The 21,241-nt window shown below is 53.0% G+C and carries 24 protein-coding genes; all 24 read right to left on the reverse strand.

Features of this window, described 5'->3' with window-relative positions:
* Positions 1-3 precede the first annotated feature (3 nt).
* Positions 4-1,758: an ABC transporter ATP-binding protein gene (locus BQ9859_RS06860; RefSeq protein WP_075877487.1), complete on the reverse strand. Its 1,755-nt coding sequence runs from the start codon at positions 1,756-1,758 to the stop codon at positions 4-6.
* Complete coding sequence (locus BQ9859_RS06865) at positions 1,755-3,239, reverse strand: ABC transporter ATP-binding protein (RefSeq protein WP_075877488.1); 1,485 nt, start codon at positions 3,237-3,239, stop codon at positions 1,755-1,757. The genes BQ9859_RS06860 and BQ9859_RS06865 overlap by 4 nt, the downstream gene beginning before the upstream one ends.
* 11 nt (positions 3,240-3,250) lie before the next feature.
* On the reverse strand, positions 3,251-3,970 hold the full coding sequence (locus BQ9859_RS06870) for an energy-coupling factor transporter transmembrane component T (RefSeq protein ID WP_075877489.1): 720 nt from the start codon (positions 3,968-3,970) through the stop codon (positions 3,251-3,253).
* Positions 3,970-4,566 (reverse strand): MptD family putative ECF transporter S component, encoded by a 597-nt coding sequence (locus BQ9859_RS06875; RefSeq protein ID WP_075877490.1) that lies wholly within the window; start codon positions 4,564-4,566, stop codon positions 3,970-3,972. The genes BQ9859_RS06870 and BQ9859_RS06875 overlap by 1 nt, the downstream gene beginning before the upstream one ends.
* 135 nt (positions 4,567-4,701) lie before the next feature.
* The gene (locus BQ9859_RS06880; RefSeq protein WP_075877491.1) at positions 4,702-5,349 is read right to left on the reverse strand and encodes a TetR/AcrR family transcriptional regulator; all 648 of its coding nucleotides are present in this window, start codon (positions 5,347-5,349) and stop codon (positions 4,702-4,704) included.
* A 157-nt stretch (positions 5,350-5,506) separates the two neighbouring features.
* Positions 5,507-5,776: a TnpV protein gene (locus BQ9859_RS06885; RefSeq protein WP_268874594.1), complete on the reverse strand. Its 270-nt coding sequence runs from the start codon at positions 5,774-5,776 to the stop codon at positions 5,507-5,509.
* Positions 5,777-5,827: 51 nt separating this feature from the next.
* Positions 5,828-7,636 carry a CHAP domain-containing protein gene (locus tag BQ9859_RS06890; RefSeq protein ID WP_075877492.1) on the reverse strand — a complete coding sequence of 603 codons (1,809 nt, stop codon included), beginning with the start codon at positions 7,634-7,636 and terminating at the stop codon, positions 5,828-5,830.
* A 33-nt stretch (positions 7,637-7,669) separates the two neighbouring features.
* On the reverse strand, positions 7,670-8,458 hold the full coding sequence (srtB, locus tag BQ9859_RS06895) for a class B sortase (protein ID WP_075877493.1): 789 nt from the start codon (positions 8,456-8,458) through the stop codon (positions 7,670-7,672).
* An 18-nt stretch (positions 8,459-8,476) separates the two neighbouring features.
* Positions 8,477-9,229 carry a DUF6674 family protein gene (locus BQ9859_RS06900; RefSeq protein ID WP_075877494.1) on the reverse strand — a complete coding sequence of 251 codons (753 nt, stop codon included), beginning with the start codon at positions 9,227-9,229 and terminating at the stop codon, positions 8,477-8,479.
* Positions 9,230-9,255: 26 nt separating this feature from the next.
* Complete coding sequence (locus BQ9859_RS06905) at positions 9,256-9,660, reverse strand: DUF6075 family protein (RefSeq protein ID WP_075877495.1); 405 nt, start codon at positions 9,658-9,660, stop codon at positions 9,256-9,258.
* Positions 9,657-12,014 carry a VirB4-like conjugal transfer ATPase, CD1110 family gene (locus BQ9859_RS06910; RefSeq protein ID WP_075877496.1) on the reverse strand — a complete coding sequence of 786 codons (2,358 nt, stop codon included), beginning with the start codon at positions 12,012-12,014 and terminating at the stop codon, positions 9,657-9,659. The genes BQ9859_RS06905 and BQ9859_RS06910 overlap by 4 nt, the downstream gene beginning before the upstream one ends.
* Entirely contained in the window at positions 12,007-12,420 is a 414-nt protein-coding gene (locus BQ9859_RS06915; protein WP_075877497.1) for a PrgI family protein, read from the reverse strand. The genes BQ9859_RS06910 and BQ9859_RS06915 overlap by 8 nt, the downstream gene beginning before the upstream one ends.
* 13 nt (positions 12,421-12,433) lie before the next feature.
* A complete protein-coding gene (locus BQ9859_RS06920; protein WP_075877498.1) occupies positions 12,434-13,270 on the reverse strand; it encodes a VirB6/TrbL-like conjugal transfer protein, CD1112 family in 837 nt (278 codons plus the stop codon).
* 73 nt (positions 13,271-13,343) lie between these two features.
* Positions 13,344-13,697, reverse strand: a complete 354-nt coding sequence (locus tag BQ9859_RS06925; RefSeq protein WP_015535514.1) for a hypothetical protein — start codon at positions 13,695-13,697, stop codon at positions 13,344-13,346.
* Entirely contained in the window at positions 13,681-15,504 is a 1,824-nt protein-coding gene (locus BQ9859_RS06930; RefSeq protein ID WP_075877499.1) for a VirD4-like conjugal transfer protein, CD1115 family, read from the reverse strand. The genes BQ9859_RS06925 and BQ9859_RS06930 overlap by 17 nt, the downstream gene beginning before the upstream one ends.
* The gene (locus tag BQ9859_RS06935; protein ID WP_075877500.1) at positions 15,491-15,688 is read right to left on the reverse strand and encodes a hypothetical protein; all 198 of its coding nucleotides are present in this window, start codon (positions 15,686-15,688) and stop codon (positions 15,491-15,493) included. The genes BQ9859_RS06930 and BQ9859_RS06935 overlap by 14 nt, the downstream gene beginning before the upstream one ends.
* A gap of 14 nt (positions 15,689-15,702) precedes the next feature.
* A complete protein-coding gene (locus tag BQ9859_RS06940; protein WP_075877501.1) occupies positions 15,703-16,626 on the reverse strand; it encodes a hypothetical protein in 924 nt (307 codons plus the stop codon).
* Between the two features lie 6 nt (positions 16,627-16,632).
* Complete coding sequence (locus BQ9859_RS06945; RefSeq protein WP_075877502.1) at positions 16,633-17,445, reverse strand: PcfB family protein; 813 nt, start codon at positions 17,443-17,445, stop codon at positions 16,633-16,635.
* Between the two features lie 6 nt (positions 17,446-17,451).
* Positions 17,452-18,888, reverse strand: coding sequence for a relaxase/mobilization nuclease domain-containing protein (locus tag BQ9859_RS06950; protein WP_075877503.1), 1,437 nt, complete (start codon positions 18,886-18,888; stop codon positions 17,452-17,454).
* Between the two features lies 1 nt (position 18,889).
* Positions 18,890-19,321: a plasmid mobilization protein gene (locus tag BQ9859_RS06955; protein ID WP_015535519.1), complete on the reverse strand. Its 432-nt coding sequence runs from the start codon at positions 19,319-19,321 to the stop codon at positions 18,890-18,892.
* On the reverse strand, positions 19,318-19,431 hold the full coding sequence (locus BQ9859_RS06960) for a DUF3789 domain-containing protein (RefSeq protein ID WP_075877504.1): 114 nt from the start codon (positions 19,429-19,431) through the stop codon (positions 19,318-19,320). Before BQ9859_RS06960 ends, BQ9859_RS06955 begins: the two co-directional genes overlap by 4 nt.
* Positions 19,432-19,572: 141 nt before the next feature.
* A complete protein-coding gene (locus tag BQ9859_RS06965; protein ID WP_075877505.1) occupies positions 19,573-19,764 on the reverse strand; it encodes a DpnD/PcfM family protein in 192 nt (63 codons plus the stop codon).
* Entirely contained in the window at positions 19,761-20,732 is a 972-nt protein-coding gene (locus BQ9859_RS06970; protein WP_075877506.1) for a DUF3991 and TOPRIM domain-containing protein, read from the reverse strand. The genes BQ9859_RS06965 and BQ9859_RS06970 overlap by 4 nt, the downstream gene beginning before the upstream one ends.
* Positions 20,733-20,863: 131 nt before the next feature.
* A complete protein-coding gene (locus BQ9859_RS06975) occupies positions 20,864-21,196 on the reverse strand; it encodes a DUF6664 family protein (protein ID WP_075877507.1) in 333 nt (110 codons plus the stop codon).
* Positions 21,197-21,241 lie beyond the last annotated feature (45 nt).

The following is a 21,241-nucleotide window of genomic DNA, read 5'->3' on the forward strand; positions in this document are numbered from 1 at the left end:
TGCCTATCCCTCCTTCTTTTCCAGATTTGATGCTCCGACATACTGCTGCCACATTCGATGATACAGTGGACACTGTTCCAGTAATTCTTTCTGTGTTCCTCTGGCAATAATATTTCCCTTATCAACGACAAGAATTTGCTCCGCATTTTGAATAGTGGAAAGCCTGTGGGCGACAACCACAAGAGTTTTGCCGTGAACAAGACGCCCAACAGCCTCTTGGATTTGAGCCTCGCTTTCGGGATCAGCGTAGGCAGTTGCCTCGTCCAAAATGATAAGGTTTGACTGTTTCAGCATAGCCCTTGCAATCGTAATGCGCTGGCGTTCGCCCCCTGAAAGCCGATCTCCCGCGTCACCGGCAAAGGTATCATACCCTTGCGGCAATTTCATAATAAAGTCATGGCAGTTTGCGGCTTTGGCCGCAGCCTCTACTTCCTGATCAGACGCTTGTGGGTTTCCCATGCGAATATTCTCTCGAATAGACTTATTAAACAAAAAGTTGTCCTGCGCCACATAGCTGATTTCCTGCATCAACTGATCGAATGGAATGTCTTTTATGTCCTTTCCACCATAGCGAACGATACCGGAAGTCGCATCCCAAAATCCAGCCATCAGCTTTGCAATCGTTGATTTGCCAGAGCCGGAAGCCCCAACGATAGCGGTCATAGTTCCTGGTTTTGTCTGGAAAGATATGCCATGAAGCACTTCTTTGGTATCGTTATAGGAAAATGAAACATTCTCAAAAGAATATGCACTTCCGTCAAATTCAACTTTCGCATCCGGGCGTTTTTGTTCTGGCGTTGCGAGGAAATCTTTGACGGGCTTCAGATTAGCGGTAATCGTTGTCAGCATTTCGCCGGCACTTGCCAGCTTCATCAAAGGCGCAATCGCACCAATGGGGATGATAATGCACGCAACAAGGATCGGAAGTGAAATCTGCTGGTTCATATAGAGGTATGCACCAATGGGCAGACTTCCCAGCATTGTCGATGGAAGAATTGCTTTTACCGCAGCCATCCAAAACCAGCATTGCCGCCACCAATCAAGCGTACTATCATGGAAAAAGTTCACTGAATTAGAAAACTTGCCAAAAGATGCTCCTGTACGGCCAAAGGCTTTTATGACCTGGATGCCTCCAACATATTCAACCAGCGCTGCATTCATTTCGTTTCCGCTACGCAGATAGGTTTCCATTTTCTCACCATATCCGCGAAGCATCCCGAAAATAAAAGGGATGCAAAGAGGAATTGTAATGAGTGATGCCAATCCCATGCGCCAGTCCAACGCAAACAACAAAACAATGCAGGCTGCCGGAGCTGCGATATTTGAGGGGATTTCGGGGATAAAATGCGCTATCGCATCTTCCAATTTTGCAACATTATCTACAATGAGATTTTTATATACGCCGGACGGCGTTTCCAGCATGACGCCCATTGGAACCTTTCGCATTTTTTCTGCAATCGCACACCGAATGTTGCACAAAATGGTAAATGCAATCTTATGGCTGCGGCTGGATGCAATAATACCGAGCAGAGTTTTGAGAATGATACCTGCTGCGGCAATTCCGGCCCAAATCAGTGTACTATGTATCGTTGCTGTACCTGCGAAAACTTCGTTGGCAAGCATGGCGGCGGTCAAATAGGGGAGCATACCAAATAACTCTGACAGAACTGTCAAAATTACAGACAGCGGCATCTTTCCCTTGGCATCGCCGGAAAACTCAAAAAGAGTTTTTATTGGATTATCTTCTTTCTGCTTCATAAAGCCCCTCCTTCCTCAGAACCGAAAAATTGTTGAACATGCTGTCCGTTCTGTGTATCAAACGGCCCATACCATTTCACAGTCCCATCCTCAATAAAAATGAAATAGTCACAGCATTCTGCAATCAATTCCGGGTCATGGGTAATAATCAGCGATGTTTTCCCTATGGCGCTTAATTTCTTGAGGCAATTTGAAACCTCCAACATATGCCGATAGTCCAAACCGCTTGTCGGCTCATCAAAAACCATAATTTCTTTTTTTGATGCAATGGCACTTCCAATCGCCACGCGCTGTTTTTGCCCGCCAGATAACGAAAGGGGATGGATACTTTTTAATGCAGTTAAATCCATATCATGCAGGATCTCATCAACTATTTCTTCACGCTGAGCATCGTCCGTATGTTCCACGCTTATGGAGATTTCATCTTCAACGCTTTCTGTAAAAAGCTGATGATTGACATCCTGCATAACCAGATAGCAGATTTTCAGCCGCTGCCGGTTGCTGTATGTTTTACTTCCGAACGAGAACAAGCCTCTTGCCCGTTTCTCAAGCCCACACAGGCAACGGGCAAAAGTTGTTTTTCCAGCTCCATTTTCCCCGATAATTCCAACAATCGCACCTTTCGGAATAGATAAGGTCGGTATTTCAATCCCAACGCCATCCTTGTAATGAAACGATAAATCTTTCACAGAATAGCAGTCCGAACTATACGGTGTTCTGGCATTGGAGTCAAAAGACACTGGCGATATGGATCGCAGCCCACGGCGCTTGATTTCATCTGCTGACAGGCCCCAGAATGTATCAGCGGGCATATCTTCTTTGATTTCTCCATCGTTCATATAAACAACCCGATCTGCCACACCCTTCAAATAACTAAGCCGATGTTCAGCAACAATAACGGTCTTTCCCTGGGCTTTCCATCGCATGATAATATCTTTCAGCATCCAGATTGAGCGCCAGTCTAAATTAGAAGTGGGTTCATCCAAAACAAAAATGTCCGGCATGGGAATGGAAACTGAGGCACAGGCTATCTTTTGCTTTTCACCGCCAGACAGATGGAATAGATTTCGCCCAACAAGTTCTCCAATTCCAAATTCATTGATTGCGTTTTCTAAATACTGGCTGATTTGCTCAACAGGTACAGCCAGATTTTCACATCGAAAAATCAGTTCACTGGTAGAGTCAATATTAAAAAATTGTGTGCGCGGGTTTTGAAAAACAGAGCCAACCTTTCGGGCTACCTTATGGATCGGCTGCTTCGAGATGTTTTCTCCATTAAGCAGGACTTCACCAGTGAGCTGCCCCTCATAAAAGCTGGGAATAAGGCCATTCAATAGCCGTGTGATTGTTGTTTTTCCGCACCCTGATCCTCCACATATAAGGACAACTTCTCCATCGTGAATAGACAGATTTACATTCGTAAGAGAATTGTCCTGTTCGCTGTCCTTATAGCGGAAGGACACATTTTTCAGTTCGATCATCGTGCCCCTCCTTAAAACAAGTAATAGAGAATAAGTGCAGCAGTTAACAGAACCATCAAAAGGATGTCCAATCCTTTGATCTTTATTTTGCAATAATTACTTCTTTCCGTATCTACGCCGAGGCCGCGTGCAACGGCGGCAGCGGATAGTTCGTCACCAATTTGCACAACAGAAGCAATCAGCGGTACGAGCCTGTATTCCAACATGGCAATCGGCCCTTTACTAACTCCAATACCGCGCATTTTCATTGCATCCTGAATACTGTGGTACTCGTCCGCCACCGTAGGAAAGAAGCGAAATATCACAGCGAAAGGGATTGTGATTTTTCTGGTAATGTGCATTTTTTCCATCGCCGCCACAAACTCGCTGACTTTTGTTGTCTGTAAAAAACTCATGGCGATAAACAGGGTGGGCATCATACGAAGCACCACCTCGACTAACAAGCGAATGATAATACCTAAAAGGCTCATTCCAGATATGTACGCCAGTAGCCCATTTGCCCCATAAGCGGCACAATAGGCCGCCGCATAAACCGCGGCAAGGCCGGGCCTCCTGATGTTTATCAACATCAGGAAAGCCAGCCCTGCAAACACGATTTTCAAAATGGTATCAAGTTCGCTTTCAGACGATGGAACCATGACAAGACTGAACACCATTAAGGTATATAGTTTTGTCCTTGGGTCAAGATTGATAACGGCTTGCTGCGTATTCGTTGATACCTTACCACTCATTATGCAATTCCCGCCCGTTTGAAATGCTTGTTTAGGACAGCGCGGCCAATCAAAGCGCCGATGACACCGCCGACAGCAGTTGCAAGAATGACAACTGGAACCATATAGCCCTGCACTAAGGCTGCGAGGCTATCTGCAAAGGCATCACCCTGGCTGGCACGATACATTTCAACATAAGCATCGCCCATGATAAACATGGGGAGCTGTGTCCCGACCTGCCAAACACTGAATACTGCATAGCCTGCCAGCATCGCTTTCCAGCTTTTATATTTTCCAGCCTTCATAATGACATCTGCCAGCAAGCCAAAGACAATGCCGGTAATCAGAGCGTAGTATCCATATCCCATCAGGAAAAAGATAAGGCCCAGAAGCACACCCATGATTGTCACAAGGCCGAAGGTTTTTACCTTCGTGTAGAAAAGGATGCAGGGTATGCCTGCAATGATCGCTGTCAGCACAGGATAAAAAACAGCCATCACCGGAACAAAGCCGGTCATTGCACACACATAGAAGATCACAAAATAAATGACCGTGAAGATTGCGACATTTACAAGATCGCGCACGCCAATTTTTGAGGTTTGCACATTGTTTTCCATAAAATATCCTCCTTTGTTTGTTAGTTGCTGCTAACCTATTTGTCAAAATGTAGCCGACGCTTTGAATATTCTCATATCAAACCATCGGCTGTAAGATTGTGTGAAAGCGCCTATACGCAGATCATTCGGGCGGCTTTAATCCGGCCACATGACATCACCTACTTTCCCGCCTTCAAAAATCGTTTTCCATCCGGCATTGAAGAACCGGCTCATACTTTGTATGTGCTTTTTAGCATCTTCTTTGGTCATATCATGGATAACGGTTTCAAAAAGGCCCGTATAAAAAGCGCTCGATAGCAGGTGGGCCAATTCCATTGTCAACCGGCCAGAAGAAATCGCATCGTTTCCAGTCTTTTCAATATATTGCAAAGTGGTCTGTATATCAATCGCAACCACTCTGTGCATAAACTCCTGATAGCAATTTGTTTCGCCGCTGAGAAGCATGATTTTGAATTCATCAAGATGAGCGAAAACAAAATCCATCAGCTTTGAAAATTTGCCATTGGAGTAGCTATTGATTTGTGCTTTTTGTTCTTCCGGCTCTAAAGCCTCAAACCCGGCCAGCGTTTTTTGTAACAACTCGCAAAAGCCATCAGCAACAGGCTGGACAATACTGTGGTATAACGCCTCCTTGTCCGAATACCGATAGAGCAAGGAGCTTTTCGTTGTGCCTGCTTTTTCGGCAATATTACGCAAAGAAGCGTTCTCGTATCCATTGGCAAGAAATTCTTCTTTGGCACACTTGAGAATATTCTCCGTTACGCCTTCAATCATCTTGGCCATAGGCTCACCTCCTTCTTGTTTTAGACCATCGGTCTAAACCGATGGTCTAAATATAGCATAGAAAGATCAGATAGTCAAGATGGTCTTTCTATGTTTGGTTGTTAATGCTAACGGAAAATAATGTAACAGGCGGAAAAAATCCGCCTGTTCGATGCTGTTAAGCCATAATTAACTCATCTAAAACAATTTCCTCCGCCTGCGCTTTCAGCGTGTTCATCAGCCCCACCCAGCGCATGGGGTCACGGGATTTCAGTTCCTCGGTGACGCCCGCCGCCTCCATCATGCGGGGCAACATGGCGTCCATCCGTTCACGCGCCGCCCGATCAATCTCCAACAGGTGCGGGTACAGCTTTTCGCTCAAAATCAAGCTGCTGTAAAGGCTGGGCCGGTGTTCCTTCAGATAGCGTTGCCGCATACGGCCATACAAAGTTATGTACCCAGCCGCACTACGCGGCTGGGCTTTTCTTTTTTGAGGAAGTTAATAGGCCGGGGTGCCGTACCCGTAAATCTCATAGTACCCAATGGGGTAGCTGTTCTGACGCACAGAATCGCCAGAGTTGCCTTCTACGGTGTAGACACGTCCATTCTCTACTTTCTCCACAATGCCCACATGGTCAGATTGCCCGTCTTGGCCTCCATCATCCCAGTCAAAAAAGATGATGTCGCCGGGGCGCGGCTCATAGCTGTTATCCTGCCATAGCCCACGCTCCTGAAACCAGGGAACGCCCTGGGACGCACAGGCCGCAAACATCGGGATAACGCCGGCTTCAATATAGCCGCATTGGTCAGCACACCAGCTCACAAAACAAGCGCACCATTCCACACGGCTACTAAAACCATACCAGCTCCAGTACGGTTCGCCGCCGATGTTCCCCACCTGGGAGAGCGCCACCGTGACGATTTCTCCATCTCCTCCGGTAATGCCGTAGAGCACCTGGGACCAAAGGGAATTGTTCTCGTCGGCCAGCAGCTCCGCCATCTGTTCCCGCTGGTCCTCGTTAAAGCCGAACTGGTCTGCCATTTCCTCGGCGGTCTTATGGCTGACGGTGATATACAGATAGGTGCGGGTGACGGTTACTTCCGTTTCCACGATATTGCCGTTACCATCATCGGATGTTTCAATCACTGTTTCCGTCTGGGTGGACGTACTGGATGAAATCTCATTCATCTGCCAAAAGATGTCCTTCAAAAGCTCCAGCTTCTCATCATCCATGGTGGCCACTTCCTGGGCGTTGTCCGGGTCGGTGGTGGTTTTGACAGCATAAACCGCCAGAACCTCTTTCCACACAGCGCGGGAACCGGACATCTCCAGCACATCATAGCTGTGGGACGCCTTGATCTCATCCAGATTCTCCTGGTAATCCGTATTGATCTCCTGTACGGCAGTCTGCATGGTCTGCCCGGTGCCGGAATCCTCGCCGGAAAAGAAAATACCAAAACAGGAGCCGATAATCATACCGATGAGGCAGATCACAATAATCACCAGCACAGCAATCCAACCGCCAGCGGCGATGGCCGCAATCAGCGCCTTGGTCGCCGCAATGATGGCTTTCACCGCCGCAACCGTAGCCTTAACTGCCGCCTTTGCCGCAACCACCGCAGTCCGGGCCGCTATGCGGGCAGCGTGAGCCGCAGCCCTGGCAGCCCGCGCCGTGGCCTGGGCAGTGTGCTGGGCGGCTTTGGCCGCCTGCTGACTGGTCTTGATACTGGCCTTGGCAGTCTTTTCCGCCGTTTTGATGGATTTAGTAGTGGTTTTCACCGTCCCCTTGGCAGTGGAAGAAGCCTGCTTGATGGTCTTGCGGCTCCTGTCCACTGTCTTAATGCCTTTCTTGCTGCGGTCCAAAGTCTTGATGGCCCCGCGCTCCTGACGGACCGCCTTGGCTGGCTCGGAAACCGTATCCGCCGCCTGACGCCCGCTCCAGCGTGTGGTAGGCTGTCCAGCCTGCCGAGCCGCCTGTTTCTCCGCTTGTTTTTTCGGCTGTTCGGCTGCGGCTTTCCGCTTTTGGATTTTCTCCTTAACCTTGGAGATGTTCTCCCTGGTTGTCTGAACCCCCTTGCGGCCCTGTTTATCAAACTGGTGGAACGCTTCATGGGTGACGTTATCCACCCCAGCGGAAAGGCGGTCGGACGCATACTCGCCAGGGGAACTTTCCTCGGCATACATCCCATGCTCGGCCTTATCCTTGGTGCGGATATACGCCTCCTTCATCCGTTCAGAAGCAACCGCCGCTTTATCAATCGCTTTAATGCCTTTTTCGGCCACTCTTGTTTTAATGCCCTTGCCCATGGGCTTCACCTCCTTCCCTGGGCGGGGCCGCCCTTATTCCTCCAGCAGCTTGGCCACAACCACCATCCGCCCGTTGGTCCGGGAATACTCGCAGGTGGAAAGGGTGATGAGCTGGTCGCCATATTCCGCACTCACGCCCGTGTCATAAAGGGCCAGTTCCTTGCACCCCTCGATAAACTCGTCAAAATCTTCTTCCTGCTCGGCTCGGACGAAATGGTAATACTTAAAGCCAGATTCCGAGTAGGCCACCGTCTTAAAGGCGGCAACCACTTCATATTCGCCAAAGCTGTCCAGAGTATCAAAGCGGATGGTCTTGTGTTCCTGGTAGAAATCCTCGCTCTCATACTTGCACAAATCTGAGAACATACTGCCGTTGTTCATGTGATGGCCGTACAGCACCAGATTGTCGGAAATGCCGATGTCGCAGTTTTCCTGCATATAAGGCACCCCATAGCTGCTGTACGACTTATCAAAGGCGTGCTTCAGATAGAAGTTGGGGCTATCCTTGGTCTGCATGACAGGGTAATCAATCCGGGTGCCGGGAATGGAAATCCAGCCCACCAGGTCGCTGTTCTGGGCGTACACATCCGCATATTTCTCAAAGGCCGTGAGTTCTTTCGGCTCCTGGGCCGGGTCATCGGCCAGCTCCAGCGTGGGCAGCTCCACATCTTCCTTGACCAGCTCGGCCACCTCATCAAAGGCTTCGGCGCTTTGCTTCTGGTCCAGGTATTCCCGGCAGAGCATAGCCCCGGAGAAAAGGAAAAGGGCGGCACAAAAGGCCGCCCCCGCGATCATCAGTCTGTTTTTAACTTTGTCACTCATATTTTCACCCTCCTGTACTTATCGTGCCTGTTCTTTACTGGCCGCTTGGCGGCGCTTCCCGGCCTGGGCCGATTTCAGCCCCTGCAGCTCGGTTTTCACCGATGAGCGCCCTCCATTGATTCGCTCCACCGTGAGCGCCGTGTCACGATCCATCTCAGAAAATGCCTTGCCGCAGTACAGCACAAAGCTCCGCAGCTTGGCAAGCACACCCTTATCCGCAGATAATTCCTTGCTTTCCTGGGGTTCCTCCCCCGCAAGGGCAAGCCCGGCATTTTTGATGTGACCGCCCGCCTGGTGCAATTCTTCCCGCATGGCGTCCAGCCTTACGGAACACTGTTCCATGCCTTTGCCGGCATGGGCAAAGCCCCGCCCCATCCGGGAAAGAACCGAGGGGATACGCAGGGCCTGTGCTGCATGGCACAGGGCGGAGCGCCCTTTCTCTCGGAAAGTCTGCACCATCTGCTTTGCAGATGAAATGAGGTTTTCTTTTGCCGTGGAAACCATCACTTTGGTCTGGTGGACTTTACCCTCCACAGTGTCCACAAGCTGGGAGCACCGGGCGCGGATTCCTTTGTCGTGGAGCTTGCCCACCTCCAGACGCATTTCTTTCATTTCGTCCATCATCTGCGCCAGCTTTTCTTCCATACCGTCGATATAGCCCACCAGGGCCTGCACTTCTTCTTTCTGCTTTTGAAGCCCGCTCTGTTCCAAAACAGAAATCAGGTCTATGATCTGCGGATGGTCCCGCAGCGCAAGAGCTGGTTCAGCCATTGTTCATTCCTCCATTCTCAAACGTATCATCGCTCCGGTTCCGCCTGCTTTTTTGCAGGGGGCAGCTCCCGGCAGTATTCCGGGTAACGGATTTTCACGCCCTCCATAAAGTAAGGTGCAAACTCGCAGCAGAACAAATCCTCCGGGGAATAGGCGTTGCTGTGCTCCGGGTCGGTGTAGCCGTTCCAGAGATTGAAAGCAAGGCGGCACACCCGGACGGTGCCGCTGGTCTGCCAGCCGCCGTGCATACCATCCGGTTCAATGCAATCCTGCTTGAAATCAAACATCTGGCGGATGTTGGCCCGCGTTTCCGGGGCAATCCCCATCACATAGAAAAAGGCCCGGTGGTAACAGTCGTTCCGCCGCGCCTTGCTCATCATATCCAAAAAGAAATCCCGGTGTTCCGGGGACGCAAAACGGATATTGCTCATGCCGGCACCTCCTCGCCGCCGAATACACCTTCACCGGGCTTGGTGGTCATCAAAGCATAGAGCTTTGTGTCACGGGGGAACCGGTTGATGAAAGGCACCAGGGCGCTGCCATACCGGATGAGGCCGCAGCCCGCGTCTGCGTTGGTGACGTAGCTCATCTGTTCATTGGAGATATTGAGGAGCTTCGCCAGCTTTGCCCGGTCGGACGCCGCCTGATTCAGCATGACAATAAACTCCGAGTTGGAGAGCATGGTGCTGGCCTGGACGGAATCCAAAAGGTACTCCACGTTCTGGGTGATGGCCGTGGGATAAGCACCGCGCTTTCTAAACTGCCTCCATGCGGAATTAAAGAAAATGCCGCTTTGCTCATTTTCAAACATCACATGAAACTCATCGATGAACACATGGGTACGCTTGCCCCGTTTCCAGTTGAGGGTGACGCGGTTCAGGATGGTATCGGTGATGACCAGGGAACCGGCAGGCTTTAGCTGCTCGCCCAGGCCGTGGATGTCGAACACCACATAGGGCTTGTTCAAATCCACTGTGCTTTCCCGGCCAAAGATGTCCAGGGAGCCGGTGGTGTAAAGCTCCAGGGAAAGGGCAATCTCCTTGGCCTTGTCCTCCGGCTGCTCCAGCAGCTTATTCCGCAGGTCGCAGAGGGTAGCCACCCGCCCAATCTTCTCCGCCTCCGGGTACACCAGGGCGGTGCAGCGGTCAATGATGGATTTATGCTGCGGTCCCACGCCGCGCTTGTCGATCTGCTCGATGAGGGACATGACAAACTGGCTCTTTTCCACGATGGGGTTTTGCTCGCCGTAGCCCTCCACCATATACATGGCGTTGAGGCGGTCTTTGCCGCCTGCCACCAGATGGGCCACCGTCGCTTTTTCTCGGCCCAGGGCTTTGACGAGTGCGCCAAATTCTCCCTCCGGGTCGCAGATCAGGATGTCATCATTGGCGTAATCCGGGTGGAGCATGAGAAACGCGATCAGTTCTTTGGCGCTGAAGGATTTACCCGCACCGGGTACGCCCAGCAGGAAGGCCGACTGGTTCAAAAGGTTCGCCTTGTTGCACATAATGAGATTGTGGGAAATGGCGTTCTCTCCAAAGTAAATGCCGCCTTTATCCTGGATTTCCTGTACCTTGAAGGGAATAAACACGGCCAGAGATTCCGTAGTAAGAGTGCGAAACGCATTGATTTTCCGCACCCCGATGGGCAGGGCGGTATTCAGGCCATCAAGCTGCTGGAACTTGAGCACCGCAAGCTGGCACATATGCTTTCGAGCCACGGAGAGTACGGCTTCGGTGTCGCTGTCAAGCTGTTCTTTGGTATCTGCGGTGATGGCCAGGGTCATTACCGCGAACATCATCCGCTGGTCGCGGGTGGTGAGGTCGTCCAAAAACTCCTTGCTTTCTTTCCGCTGCAGCTCCATATCATAAGGAACTACGGCGCTGAAATTGTTGTTGGCATTCTGGCGGTGCTGCCAGTTGGTGATGTTGGTTTCCACACCCAGCAGGCGGTTTTCCACCTCCCGCACAGCTTCGTCCGTAGGCACCGGCACAATGTCGATGGAGAACATCAAATTGCGGTTGAAATCCGTCAGCTCAGTCACCATGTTATCCTTAATATAAGAGGCGTAGTCTTTGAGGAACAGCACACGGCAGAACTTATCGCCCAGCTTCAGATAGTCGCTGTTTTTCTCGATCCCGTCCGGGCAGATATAGTCCTTAAAGCTGTGGCCCCGTTTCATCATCTCGCGGGCATTGAAAACAAATTCGGATTCCTCGCCCTGGCGGTAGAAATCGTGCAGGATACGCAGGCGCTCGGTGGCGTCCAGCTCCACGCACTTGGAGCCAAGGGCCGAAAAGTGGGAAATCAGGTCGGCCCCCACGCGGGCAAAGTAGGCGCGAGCCTCCTCGATGTCCTTCTTCACCACGGAGATGGTGATATACTTCTCCTGGGTAATGCCGTTGGCTCCGGTGGCCTTGTCCAGCAGCATTTGGTTGTACTCCTTACGGTACTCATCCCGGAAATCCCCCTGCATGGGCATGAGGATGGACGTTTCAAAGTTGGCCTTGTTCATACGGCGGTTGTTGATGGTGATTTTTGTCACCGCGCCGGAATCCAGGGAATTGAGCAGCTCCGAGTAGGTGAGGAACATGGATTCCTTGTCCTCCCGGCTGGCCACCAGATAGTTGATGTCGCTGAATTTATAGGTTTTGGAGAACTTATTCCCCACAAGAAAAATGCCGTCCGGCCAGATACGGCGGACGGGGATCACATCCTGCACCTTCCGGGGGACGGTGTAGCGTTCTTTTTCCTGCTTGGACATGGTTTTGATGGTCTTAATCATGCTTTGCCTCCTTCCGTTTGCTAAAGTGTTTCGGCTCTTTGGGCTGCCGCTTTACGGGCCGCCCGGTTTGCAGCCCTTCGATGGTATCTTTCAGAGCCGCATAGTAGTAGTTGCTGTCCTCGAACTTAAACTCCTTCGGCTCCAGCATTTCCGAGCGCAGCCACGCCCAGATGAATTGTTCCGCCGTCATGCCGTGGTAGGTGATGAACCCCAGCATGGCAAAGGGGGCTGCCCCCAAAATGCACATCCAGGACAGGGTCTCCACGCCGAAGTAGGGGCGCAGGATAAAATAAAGGCCCACGGCCACGCCGCAGGCGAGAACAGAAAAGATGAACTGCCGCATACTCAGCCCGAAAAACATGGATTCGGTGTAGTTGCGGATTTCCCGGTTGATCTTGACTTCCAAAAATCTTCCTCCTTTACAAACCCATCATCTCGCGCACTACGCGGTCGGCCATTTTCACCGCGCCCACGAGGACGAGCATATTAAAGACCAGCTCCCCGATATAGCTCCACACCTGCGTGACTGCCGCCGCATTGGGGTCAATGGCAGGCGGGGACGCCGCAAATAGGGAAAAGATAATGCAGGCCAGCACAATGATGGCCCCTTCCAGGCAAACAGCGGCATAGCTCTTGATAAAGCTCTTGCCCACGTTTTGGGTCGGTTCCCCGGCGAAGGTGGAGAGAGGGACGGGGGCGATGGCCGTATATAAATAGAGCTTAAAAAATCTCCCGTAGACGGTCATTATCATAATGAAGCTGAGGACTGTAATGAACAGCCCGCCGATGAGCGTTACCGCCCAGAGGGGGATGCTCTCGAAAAAGCCGCAGCTTTCCACCGCGTCAATGATTTCCTGTGGCAACACAGTCTGTTGGGCCGAACCGAAGCCCGCCGCGTTCATAATGGTGGAAACAAGGCCCTGGACGATATTAAAGAGGGCCATCATCAGCTCCAGCCCATAGGTCACGACACCTTTGGCAATGGCGAACCGGATAAACAGCTTTAAGGCGTGCTCCGGTTTCTTTACCTCGGCAAAGCTACCGCAGGTGCGCATAACGCCCACTACAAAGAACAGCACCAAAAGCGCAAGGCCAATGGCCCGCACCGCGTCGTGGATGTTGACAATGACGCCCCAGATGGAGCCACCCTTAAACTGTTCCGGGCTTTGGGTGATGAGCTGCCAGATCTCGGACAGGTACTTGTTCCAGGTGTCGAGGGCATTTTGCAAATTTTGAACAACCCAGTTATCGGACATTCAACAACCTCCTTTCCGGCAACGGTGAGGGGCAGGCCGCCACGGGCCTGCCCCCACACTGCCGTTATTAGAATCAGCCGGTAATCAGGGTCAAAATCTCCTTCGCAAACGTAATCACAACGCCACCGGCCAGGGTGAGAAAACCATTGGCTCGCTGGCTGGGGTCATGGCTTTTCAGAGAAAGGCCGATCTGCACGACGCCGAAGCCCAGCAAAATCATACCCACGGCGCGGATCAGGCCGAAGATGAAATCACTGAGGTTGTTGATAACAGTCAACGGGTCGCTGGCGGCAAAGGCCGTGGTGGTGCAGCAGCACAGCATGAGCACCAGGGCTGCATAAACAGCAAAGGCGCTCCGGCTCTTTTTGCCCATGGGCAGGCTGCGGGTTTCTTTCTTCTGCTTGCTTTCCTTATGAAACAGTTTCATTTTGGGTGTCCTCCTTAAATTGAAAGATATTCTCCATGTCCTCATCGGACAGAAGTTCGTAAAGGGTTTCCGGCTCCTGGATATTGGCAAGGTCGCCGGGGGTGAGGCGGCCAATGGTCATATCCGCCACGGCGTTTTCGGTGCCGCCGTGGGAATAGACGGGCGCGCCGCCATCGGTGGTGTACTTGATGTTGGGGTGTTTCAAGAGGTCATACTTTTCATCCATCAGCGGCGCTTCGCCACGGATAAAGAGCAGGGCCAGGTTGTTGTCCAGCATACGGACCTCATCGGGCGTCATCAGCTCCCGGCCCGTAATCTGGTTGTTGGTGGAGTAGCTGCCGGAATGCCCGGTGCTCTTGCCGTAGGTGTCCAGCCAGAGGGTGCTTTTCCCCAGGTAGTTCTCGGAGATCAGCTTGTGGGTGGACGTTTCATTGCCGCCCAGGTACAGAAATTCATCGCAGTTGCCGATGATGGATTCCCATTGCTTTTCAAACAGCGCCTTGAGCTGGGCAATGTTCTGGATGATGATAGAAACGCTGATATTCCGGGAGCGCATGGTGGCCAGCAGCTTGTCGAAATCATCCGGCAAGCTCACGTTGGCGAACTCATCCATGAGAAAATGCACCGGTACGGGCAGGCTACCGCCGTGTACCCGGTCGGCAGAATAAAAAAGTTCTTGGAAGGTGCTGGCATACAGCAGGCTTACCAAAAAATTGAAGCTGGCGTCGTTGTCCGGGATCAGCGCAAAAAGCGCCACTTTTTTCTCACCCAGGCTGGAAAGGTCCAGTTCATCCGTGGCGGTGAGGGCCGCCACCGAGGAAAGATTGAATTTTTCCAGGCGGGACGCCAAGGTGATTTGAATGGATTTCAGCGTTTTGGCAGAGCCGGAACGATAATCCTTGTAATACTTCACAGCGATGTGATCCGGGGAGCGCATTTCCAGCCGGTCAAACAGTTCGTCAAGCGGCGATTGGTAGGAATCATCATCCTCCCGCACCTCCCCGGCTCGGAGCATCTCCATAATCATGGGGAAATTCTTCTCGTCCTCCGGCGCTTCGTACCACAGGTAAAACACTAAAGCCATGAGGAGCATACTGGCCGCCGTATCCCAGAAAGGGTCGTTGGACTGGCTCCCTTTTGGGGTGGTGGCTTTGAACAGGTTCGTCACCATCTTCTGCACATCATTGTCGGATTTCAGATAGGCAAAGGGATTGTAGCAGTGACTTTTCTCCATGTTCAGAAGGTCTACCACCTTGATCTCATAGCCCATCCGTTCCAACAGGCTGCCGCAGTCACGAAGCAGCTCCCCCTTACAGTCCAAAATAAAAAGGGACGTATTGCATTGGCAGATGTTCACTTTGGCGTAGAACCGGCTCTTGCCCGCGCCGCTGCCGCCCACCACCAAAGTGTTGAGGTTGCGGCGGTGTTTCCGGCCATCCAGCCCCATGCGGACGTGCTGGGTGAAAATGCGGTTTTTGAACGGGTCCTTGTCCCGGTATTTCTTATTCACAGCCCGCGGATCGCCCCATTTGGCGGAGCCGTGTTCTTCGCCTCTGCGGTAATTGCGCCGGGATGAAAGATATATGCCAATGCCCAGCCCATAGGCGGCAATAAAAATGAGGACAGTTTTTACACTGTCCTCGCACCACACGATTTTGAATGGATGGTTCATTGCCGCAGGCAGGGCGTTTACGATCTCCGAAAGTCCCCCGGAAATGGCAGGCGCAATCAGCAGGGCGAACCAGATCACCGGGACCAGTCCCAGGGCATAGAGCCAGGGGCCGCCCGCCTTGTTATCTGGCTTCATCCCGGCGCTTCGCTTTCTTGTCTTTTTGGGCTGGGGCGTCAATGGTTTTCAGCAGAACGTCCTCCACCGGGCCGGGGTCGCGCTGTTCCTCCAGCATATCGTTGCGCAGCTCATTGAGGGCGCGGATCATAATGCCGTGTTCATAGCTGTCCAGGGTGAGGACGACTTTTTCCTGTCTTTCCATCGCTCATACCTCCTTTACCGTTCCTGGTCTTTTTGCTTGCTGTCGCGGGTGAGGCCCATAGCCCTGGCCATACGGCCATTGAGGGATTTGAAGGCGTCCCGCATATCAGTGAGGGCCGCAGGAATATCCTCCCTGGGGACCTGCCCCTGAAATACGCCGTCCAGTTTGGAAATCTCATACTCTTTGGCGTCCACGCCATACCGCTTGCAGAGCATATAGCTGACCGCATAGGCTTTGTAGCCATCTGTCTCTCTGGAATAGCCATCCATGCTTTGGGCAAGCTGCACATTGGCAACCTCCAGAGAAACACAGCGGAAGATGTCCGGCGCGTCCATGCCTTTTTTCACCAGGATGGCGTTCTGCTCTGCAGAAAACATGGCACCTCGGCCCTGGGGCAGTTCCTCCACGGCCCGGATGGGAACCGGGGAACTGGCGATCAGGCCCTTTAAGAGCAGGCGGTCATCGTAGCTCACCTGGGGATGAACCTGATCCCTCGCCGTAGTCTGGGAAATATCATAGACTTCCTTGGCGTAAAAGTTCTGGCCCACGCTGCCATCCTCACGCCGGTATGCTTTGCCCGGCTCCAGAATGATGATGGGCAAACGCTTCTCATCCTCCAAAATCTCGACCCCCTGGGCGTGCCACTCTTTGTAACCGCCCACACGCACCGCGTCGGGGCATTTATCCCCAATCAGAAGTGCATTGCGGGCAGAGTGGAAGGGAAAACGGCTCTGCACATCCAGATATGCCTCCATACTGCCCGTACCCTCGGAGAACTCTCCAAAAATCCGGTCCAAGGTGGCATAGGCTTCTTTTCGCTGTTTTTCCTCCCGGACCTGCCACCACTGGCGCTTGGGGCGCTCTTTCTGGCTTTCCTGCTTTTGCGGCGCAGCCTCCGCCTGGGGCTGCTGTTCAAACAGATCGTCAAAATTATTCATCACAGATTACCTCTCTTTCGATTTGGGTTTCTTTTTGGGTTTCGGCGGCTGGTGCCGGGTAGTTTTCTGAGCCGCCTTCTTCTGGGGTGCAGCCGGCTCCTCGGCCCTGGCAGCCTCCGCCTCCTTCTTCCGCTGGGCCTGGATGTCCCGCAGCTCCTGCCGGACGGAAGGCTTCTCGGCCCCATCAGAAGTACCCCTTGCGGACTTGCTGCTGCTCTCGGAGATAGGCTCGGACGGAGGGGATTTTTCCGCCGCTGGGGCAAAAGGGGCGTTCTTCTCCGCTGCCGGATTTTCCGGCTGGGCTTTTTCTTTCTGGGTGGGCTTTTCCATCAGCTCATCCAAAAGCTGGTCGTCCACACTCTTTGCCGGCATGGCCTGCTCCGGCGCGGCGGGTTCGCTGCCGCGCTGTTCGCGGGATTTCTCAATATCCTCCTTGATCGAAGCCGTATCCACAACGGTGAGCTTGAACTTCTCCACGATCCGGTTGGCTCTGGCGGCGTCATCCTCGAACACCAGAATGTCGATGGTATCGTCGCCTTTCTTCACCGGGATAGGCGCATAGAGAATCCCGTACCCCTTGGCTTGCTTGGCAAACTCCGGGCAATCCTCCTTCTTGATGGTGTAAACCTTTAAGGGGCGCTTTTCCCGCAGCATAGCCTCAATACGGGCTTTGCCCTTGGTCTTTTTCTGGTCTTTCAAAACCGTGTAAAGGGCGGCGGCCAGATTTTTAGCGGCAGAGCCGGTGATCTTGAGGGCAAATTCAGCACCCTCCAGGCTCATCCGTACCACTTGCTCCGCCGCGTCGCCTGAGTTATACATCGAAAATCATCTCCTTCCTGGGGGAGCCGCCCGGCCCTGCTCCGGCTCCTGGCGGGCTTTCTCATCCCTGCCGGAGACTTCCTCACGGGCGGCCTGTATCTTATCCTTGATGGAAGTGGAGCGCAGGGCAATATCCCCGCACAGCTTCACCTCCCGGCGCAGCTCCTTGATCTGCGCAGATAGTTTGGAGATCTCAGCCCGGATATGCTCCTGCCTGGCAGGGTCGGCCAGCACTGCCTTGGTGCGAAGTTTCCGGTACAGGCTTTTCCGCTGTTCCGTCAGGCCGGCAAGCTGAGATTCCACATCGGACCGATAGGCGTTAAGCTGCTCCAGGGTGTCAATGCGGTGGCGGGAGAGAAGGCGGGCTTCGTCGGTAAGCTCCTGCGCCCGGATCAAATCTTCCCGCAGTGTATGAGGCACCCGCCTGGGCGGGCGGTTCTGCTTTTGGGGGAATACCCCCAGCAGATAGCAGTAGTGGAAGTAGAGGGCGCGGAACCCCGTCACCTTTTTAGCCTGTTTCAAATCCCCGTGGAGCCTGCACCGCAGCGGCTCCGGCCTGTGTTCCCGCTGGGGGCGGCGCTGGGCTAAAATCCGCCTGCGGATGTTCTCCATCGAGTAGTCCTCGCCAAAGTTACGCATGAGCTTGCGTCCACGGGGGTAATTCGGCGGGCGGACCGTAATATCCTTGCCCACCTTGACGTCATAGCCCATCTGCCGCAGATGATAAAAAAACTGCCGTTCCGTCATAGACTGACGGATGGCAGTATCCACATCGGCTTTGATAAGGGAGAGATAGGTGGGGCGGCCTTCCTGCTCGGCCCGCCATTCCCCGTAGTGCTTGGATTTTCCCCGCTGGGGGTTCTCAATGACGGAAAGCCCATACTCCCGGCACAGCCGGTCGGATTCCCGCTGCATATCGAAATAATCCTGCTCGGTACGATGGTACTTGATGCCGTCCACGAAGGAAACCGTGTTCACTACAAAATGATTGTGCAGATGATTTTCCCTGTCCAGATGGGTAGCCACCAGCACCTGGTATTTTTCACCCCACAGCTTTTTTGCCAGGGCAAGGCCGATCTCATGGGCCAGCTCCGGCGTGGCCTCGCCGGGGGCAAAGCTCTGATAGCCGTGGTAGGCCACAGTCCCGTCCTCCTTTCCGAAACGCTTTTTTACCGCTATCATCTCATCGCGGGCAGTAGAGGGGCTGCAATTCACCCCGGAAACAAACTGCCGCATGACCGTTTCGCCTTCGCTTTCCACCGCCTTGCCTGTTTTTTGCTGTTGGACGGCATATTCGATCACATCGGATAGGCCCTGGGCCTCCTTGCCATCCATATCCTGCTTTTCAAAGAAATCAGGATTTTCGGTCTTATCTGGATTCTCGATATAGATGAGGACCTTGCCCAGCCAGCCGTTCACCCGCCAGATAGACGTGGTAGCCACGTCACACCGCGCTCCGCTTGCCGCTTTTGCCGCAAGCGTCAAAAGGCTCACCGCTGCGCGGGTGCTCCTTCTCCCCACGAAGCAGGCTTCGCGGGGACCCCTTCGTGTCCATAGCGCGGGGAAGGATCACCGCTTTGGTGATGTCCCGGACGAGCTGGTCAAACTTCCGCATTTCCTCATCGTAGCGGCGCTCATCAATGACGCCCAGCACATGGGCTTTCTGGGCGATCTGGTTGAGGTTGCCGCCAATCCGGTGAAGCTCCCGCATAAAGTCGTAGTAGGCGGGCGGCGGCGCGTCCTGGGGAACCAGGCCGTTCACCAGATGGCGCAGGTACGCCTCGCGGGAAAGGCCGCTGCGTTTTACTTTCTTGTTAAAGGCTTCCGCCTCTTTTTTGTCCAGCCAGAACTGGACGTGTACGTTGCGTTTTCTCATTCTTCTGAATCCTCCTTTTTGCCGATGCGGTTGATTTGAAGCAGGCACATAATCAGCACGCCGACCACACCGCCCAGCAGAAATCCAATGGCAAAAAACAATCCTTCCATGAAAACCTCCATCCTTTCAAAAGGGGTATTAGGGGGCGTTCCCCCTAACAAGCGGCCTTTGTGGTATCACAAAGGCGATGCTTGCTGGTACAGCTACATTCCATTCCCCTGCGGGGAATCTGGGACAGGCGAAAAAAGAACTCACCGCTCGCCCCGGTCACGGGAATACCGCTTGGCATGGAACTCCACGCCGGTAAAATGGTTTGCGTCCAGAACAACCTCACCGCGTTTCCATTGGTCCCTGGCAAACTGCTCGGCCTCCTCCCGGCTGTTTGCCGCCACCTTCATTTTCACCTCCAGCGTTTCCCGGATGGTAACATCATAATGGTTCATCGCTCGTACTCCTTTCCCTGGCTGCCCCGAATGGGAATCCCCAGCCGGTGGCACAGAAAATCGTTCACATCCTTTCCACGGGGCGGTGGTTTGTTCTCCACCCGGTAACCCTCCGGCATGACAGCCATGATCGCTTTGGCCGCCAGCCGGCCAGCCGTGTCGTTATCCAAATGGAGATAGACGGTTTTCACATGGGGGCGGTCCTCCAAAAATCGGGTGAGGGCCACCGGCAGCTTGCTTTCCTCGATCTTTTTCTTCGGCTGGTACACCCCGGCCAGGGACAACAGATTGTGCCGCCGCCAGTCGATCCCGTCCAGCTTGCAGAGCGTAGCGTAGGACATCACATCAATAGCGCACTCGCACAGATGGACCGCCGGATTTTCTACGCAGGCGGGCAGGGCAAAGGAAAAGTGCTTATCACTGCCGCTTAAATCCCCGTGGAACCGGGCTTCACTGATTCCCCGCAGGCAGCCGAACCGCGCCTTGCCATCTTTATCAAAGCCCACAAAAACCACGTTGCTGTGTCCCTTGTTCCGGCTCTCATAAATCCGCCCGGTCTGAACACAGTAGTCCAAAATCTCCTGGTCAATGCCCCTTCCCTTGAGATAGTCCATCATCGCCTGATTGTCCGGGGCAGCCTGGGGCAGAAGCAAGTGCTTGGGCTTTTCCCCTTTCGGCGCTGGCACAAAGGAAGGCGGCGGGATGGCCGCCCTGCCGGAGATGGTTTCCATGGCCTCCAGAAAGGAATAGCCATTGACCTTGATGAGATAGTCCAGAGCACTGTAACCGCCGATCCCACGGGAAAACCAGCACCATTTGCCGTTAGAGATACGCAGGCTGTCATGGGTCTTGGTGCAGTAGACGTTGCCGGATACATGAACCAACTCCTGGGGTTCGCAGGTTTGCAGGTAGGTGAGTAGGTCCACCCGCCTTGCCTGTTCGATGGCTTCTGAATCGTAAAAAGGCATAAAAAAATACAGCCCCCTTTACATAGCCGTAGATTAGCCGCCCCATGTGGGGTAGCTGGCTATGTAAAGGGGGCTATATTCGTTTCAGTATGTAAAAAACGGTGCAGATCGCTCCGCACCGTTTCATAGGGCTATTCAGTTTTGAAAGCGCCGATTTTCTTCAGATAAGCAAACCCGTCTGCATGGCCCCGAAAGTAGATGTGTTCCCGTTCCATATTATCGGTACGCATATACAGCCGGATAAATTCCTTCAAGGCTTCATGCTCCTCCGCAGTAAAGGAAAGTTCTCCCTTGCCCTCCAGCAGAGCGCCAATCGCAGGATTTCGGCGTTTCAGTTCTTCCATCTGGGCCTTCAACTCGGTATATTCCGGGCTGGCAGCCGCCAAATCCATCACAATGTCGCTGCCGATTTCAGAAAACTGCTCGGAAATGCGCTCCGGGAGCAGGCAGTAGCTATCGTCCATCTATCATCACCCCTTGTCACGATTTTTATTATACTATACTTGCCC

The sequence above is a fragment of the Merdibacter massiliensis genome (assembly GCF_900155395.1).
In the GTDB taxonomy this organism is placed as follows: domain Bacteria; phylum Bacillota_I; class Bacilli_A; order Erysipelotrichales; family Erysipelotrichaceae; genus Merdibacter; species Merdibacter massiliensis.

What these genes read in the sequence shown, in the direction of transcription:
- BQ9859_RS06875 (WP_075877490.1), bottom strand. Translation starts at nt 4,566, where the DNA reads ATGGAAAACAATGTGCAAACCTCAAAAATTGGCGTGCGCGATCTTGTA.
- BQ9859_RS06865 (WP_075877488.1), bottom strand. Translation starts at nt 3,239, where the DNA reads ATGATCGAACTGAAAAATGTGTCCTTCCGCTATAAGGACAGCGAACAG.
- BQ9859_RS06970 (WP_075877506.1), bottom strand. Translation starts at nt 20,732, where the DNA reads ATGCCTTTTTACGATTCAGAAGCCATCGAACAGGCAAGGCGGGTGGAC.
- BQ9859_RS06940 (WP_075877501.1), bottom strand. Translation starts at nt 16,626, where the DNA reads ATGAATAATTTTGACGATCTGTTTGAACAGCAGCCCCAGGCGGAGGCT.
- BQ9859_RS06880 (WP_075877491.1), bottom strand. Translation starts at nt 5,349, where the DNA reads ATGGCCAAGATGATTGAAGGCGTAACGGAGAATATTCTCAAGTGTGCC.
- BQ9859_RS06975 (WP_075877507.1), bottom strand. Translation starts at nt 21,196, where the DNA reads ATGGACGATAGCTACTGCCTGCTCCCGGAGCGCATTTCCGAGCAGTTT.
- BQ9859_RS06925 (WP_015535514.1), bottom strand. Translation starts at nt 13,697, where the DNA reads ATGAAACTGTTTCATAAGGAAAGCAAGCAGAAGAAAGAAACCCGCAGC.
- BQ9859_RS06935 (WP_075877500.1), bottom strand. Translation starts at nt 15,688, where the DNA reads ATGGAAAGACAGGAAAAAGTCGTCCTCACCCTGGACAGCTATGAACAC.
- BQ9859_RS06890 (WP_075877492.1), bottom strand. Translation starts at nt 7,636, where the DNA reads ATGGGCAAGGGCATTAAAACAAGAGTGGCCGAAAAAGGCATTAAAGCG.
- BQ9859_RS06930 (WP_075877499.1), bottom strand. Translation starts at nt 15,504, where the DNA reads ATGAAGCCAGATAACAAGGCGGGCGGCCCCTGGCTCTATGCCCTGGGA.
- BQ9859_RS06955 (WP_015535519.1), bottom strand. Translation starts at nt 19,321, where the DNA reads ATGAGAAAACGCAACGTACACGTCCAGTTCTGGCTGGACAAAAAAGAG.
- BQ9859_RS06920 (WP_075877498.1), bottom strand. Translation starts at nt 13,270, where the DNA reads ATGTCCGATAACTGGGTTGTTCAAAATTTGCAAAATGCCCTCGACACC.
- BQ9859_RS06860 (WP_075877487.1), bottom strand. Translation starts at nt 1,758, where the DNA reads ATGAAGCAGAAAGAAGATAATCCAATAAAAACTCTTTTTGAGTTTTCC.
- BQ9859_RS06870 (WP_075877489.1), bottom strand. Translation starts at nt 3,970, where the DNA reads ATGAGTGGTAAGGTATCAACGAATACGCAGCAAGCCGTTATCAATCTT.
- BQ9859_RS06945 (WP_075877502.1), bottom strand. Translation starts at nt 17,445, where the DNA reads ATGTATAACTCAGGCGACGCGGCGGAGCAAGTGGTACGGATGAGCCTG.
- BQ9859_RS06910 (WP_075877496.1), bottom strand. Translation starts at nt 12,014, where the DNA reads ATGATTAAGACCATCAAAACCATGTCCAAGCAGGAAAAAGAACGCTAC.
- BQ9859_RS06905 (WP_075877495.1), bottom strand. Translation starts at nt 9,660, where the DNA reads ATGAGCAATATCCGTTTTGCGTCCCCGGAACACCGGGATTTCTTTTTG.
- BQ9859_RS06965 (WP_075877505.1), bottom strand. Translation starts at nt 19,764, where the DNA reads ATGAACCATTATGATGTTACCATCCGGGAAACGCTGGAGGTGAAAATG.
- BQ9859_RS06960 (WP_075877504.1), bottom strand. Translation starts at nt 19,431, where the DNA reads ATGGAAGGATTGTTTTTTGCCATTGGATTTCTGCTGGGCGGTGTGGTC.
- BQ9859_RS06900 (WP_075877494.1), bottom strand. Translation starts at nt 9,229, where the DNA reads ATGGCTGAACCAGCTCTTGCGCTGCGGGACCATCCGCAGATCATAGAC.
- srtB (WP_075877493.1), bottom strand. Translation starts at nt 8,458, where the DNA reads ATGAGTGACAAAGTTAAAAACAGACTGATGATCGCGGGGGCGGCCTTT.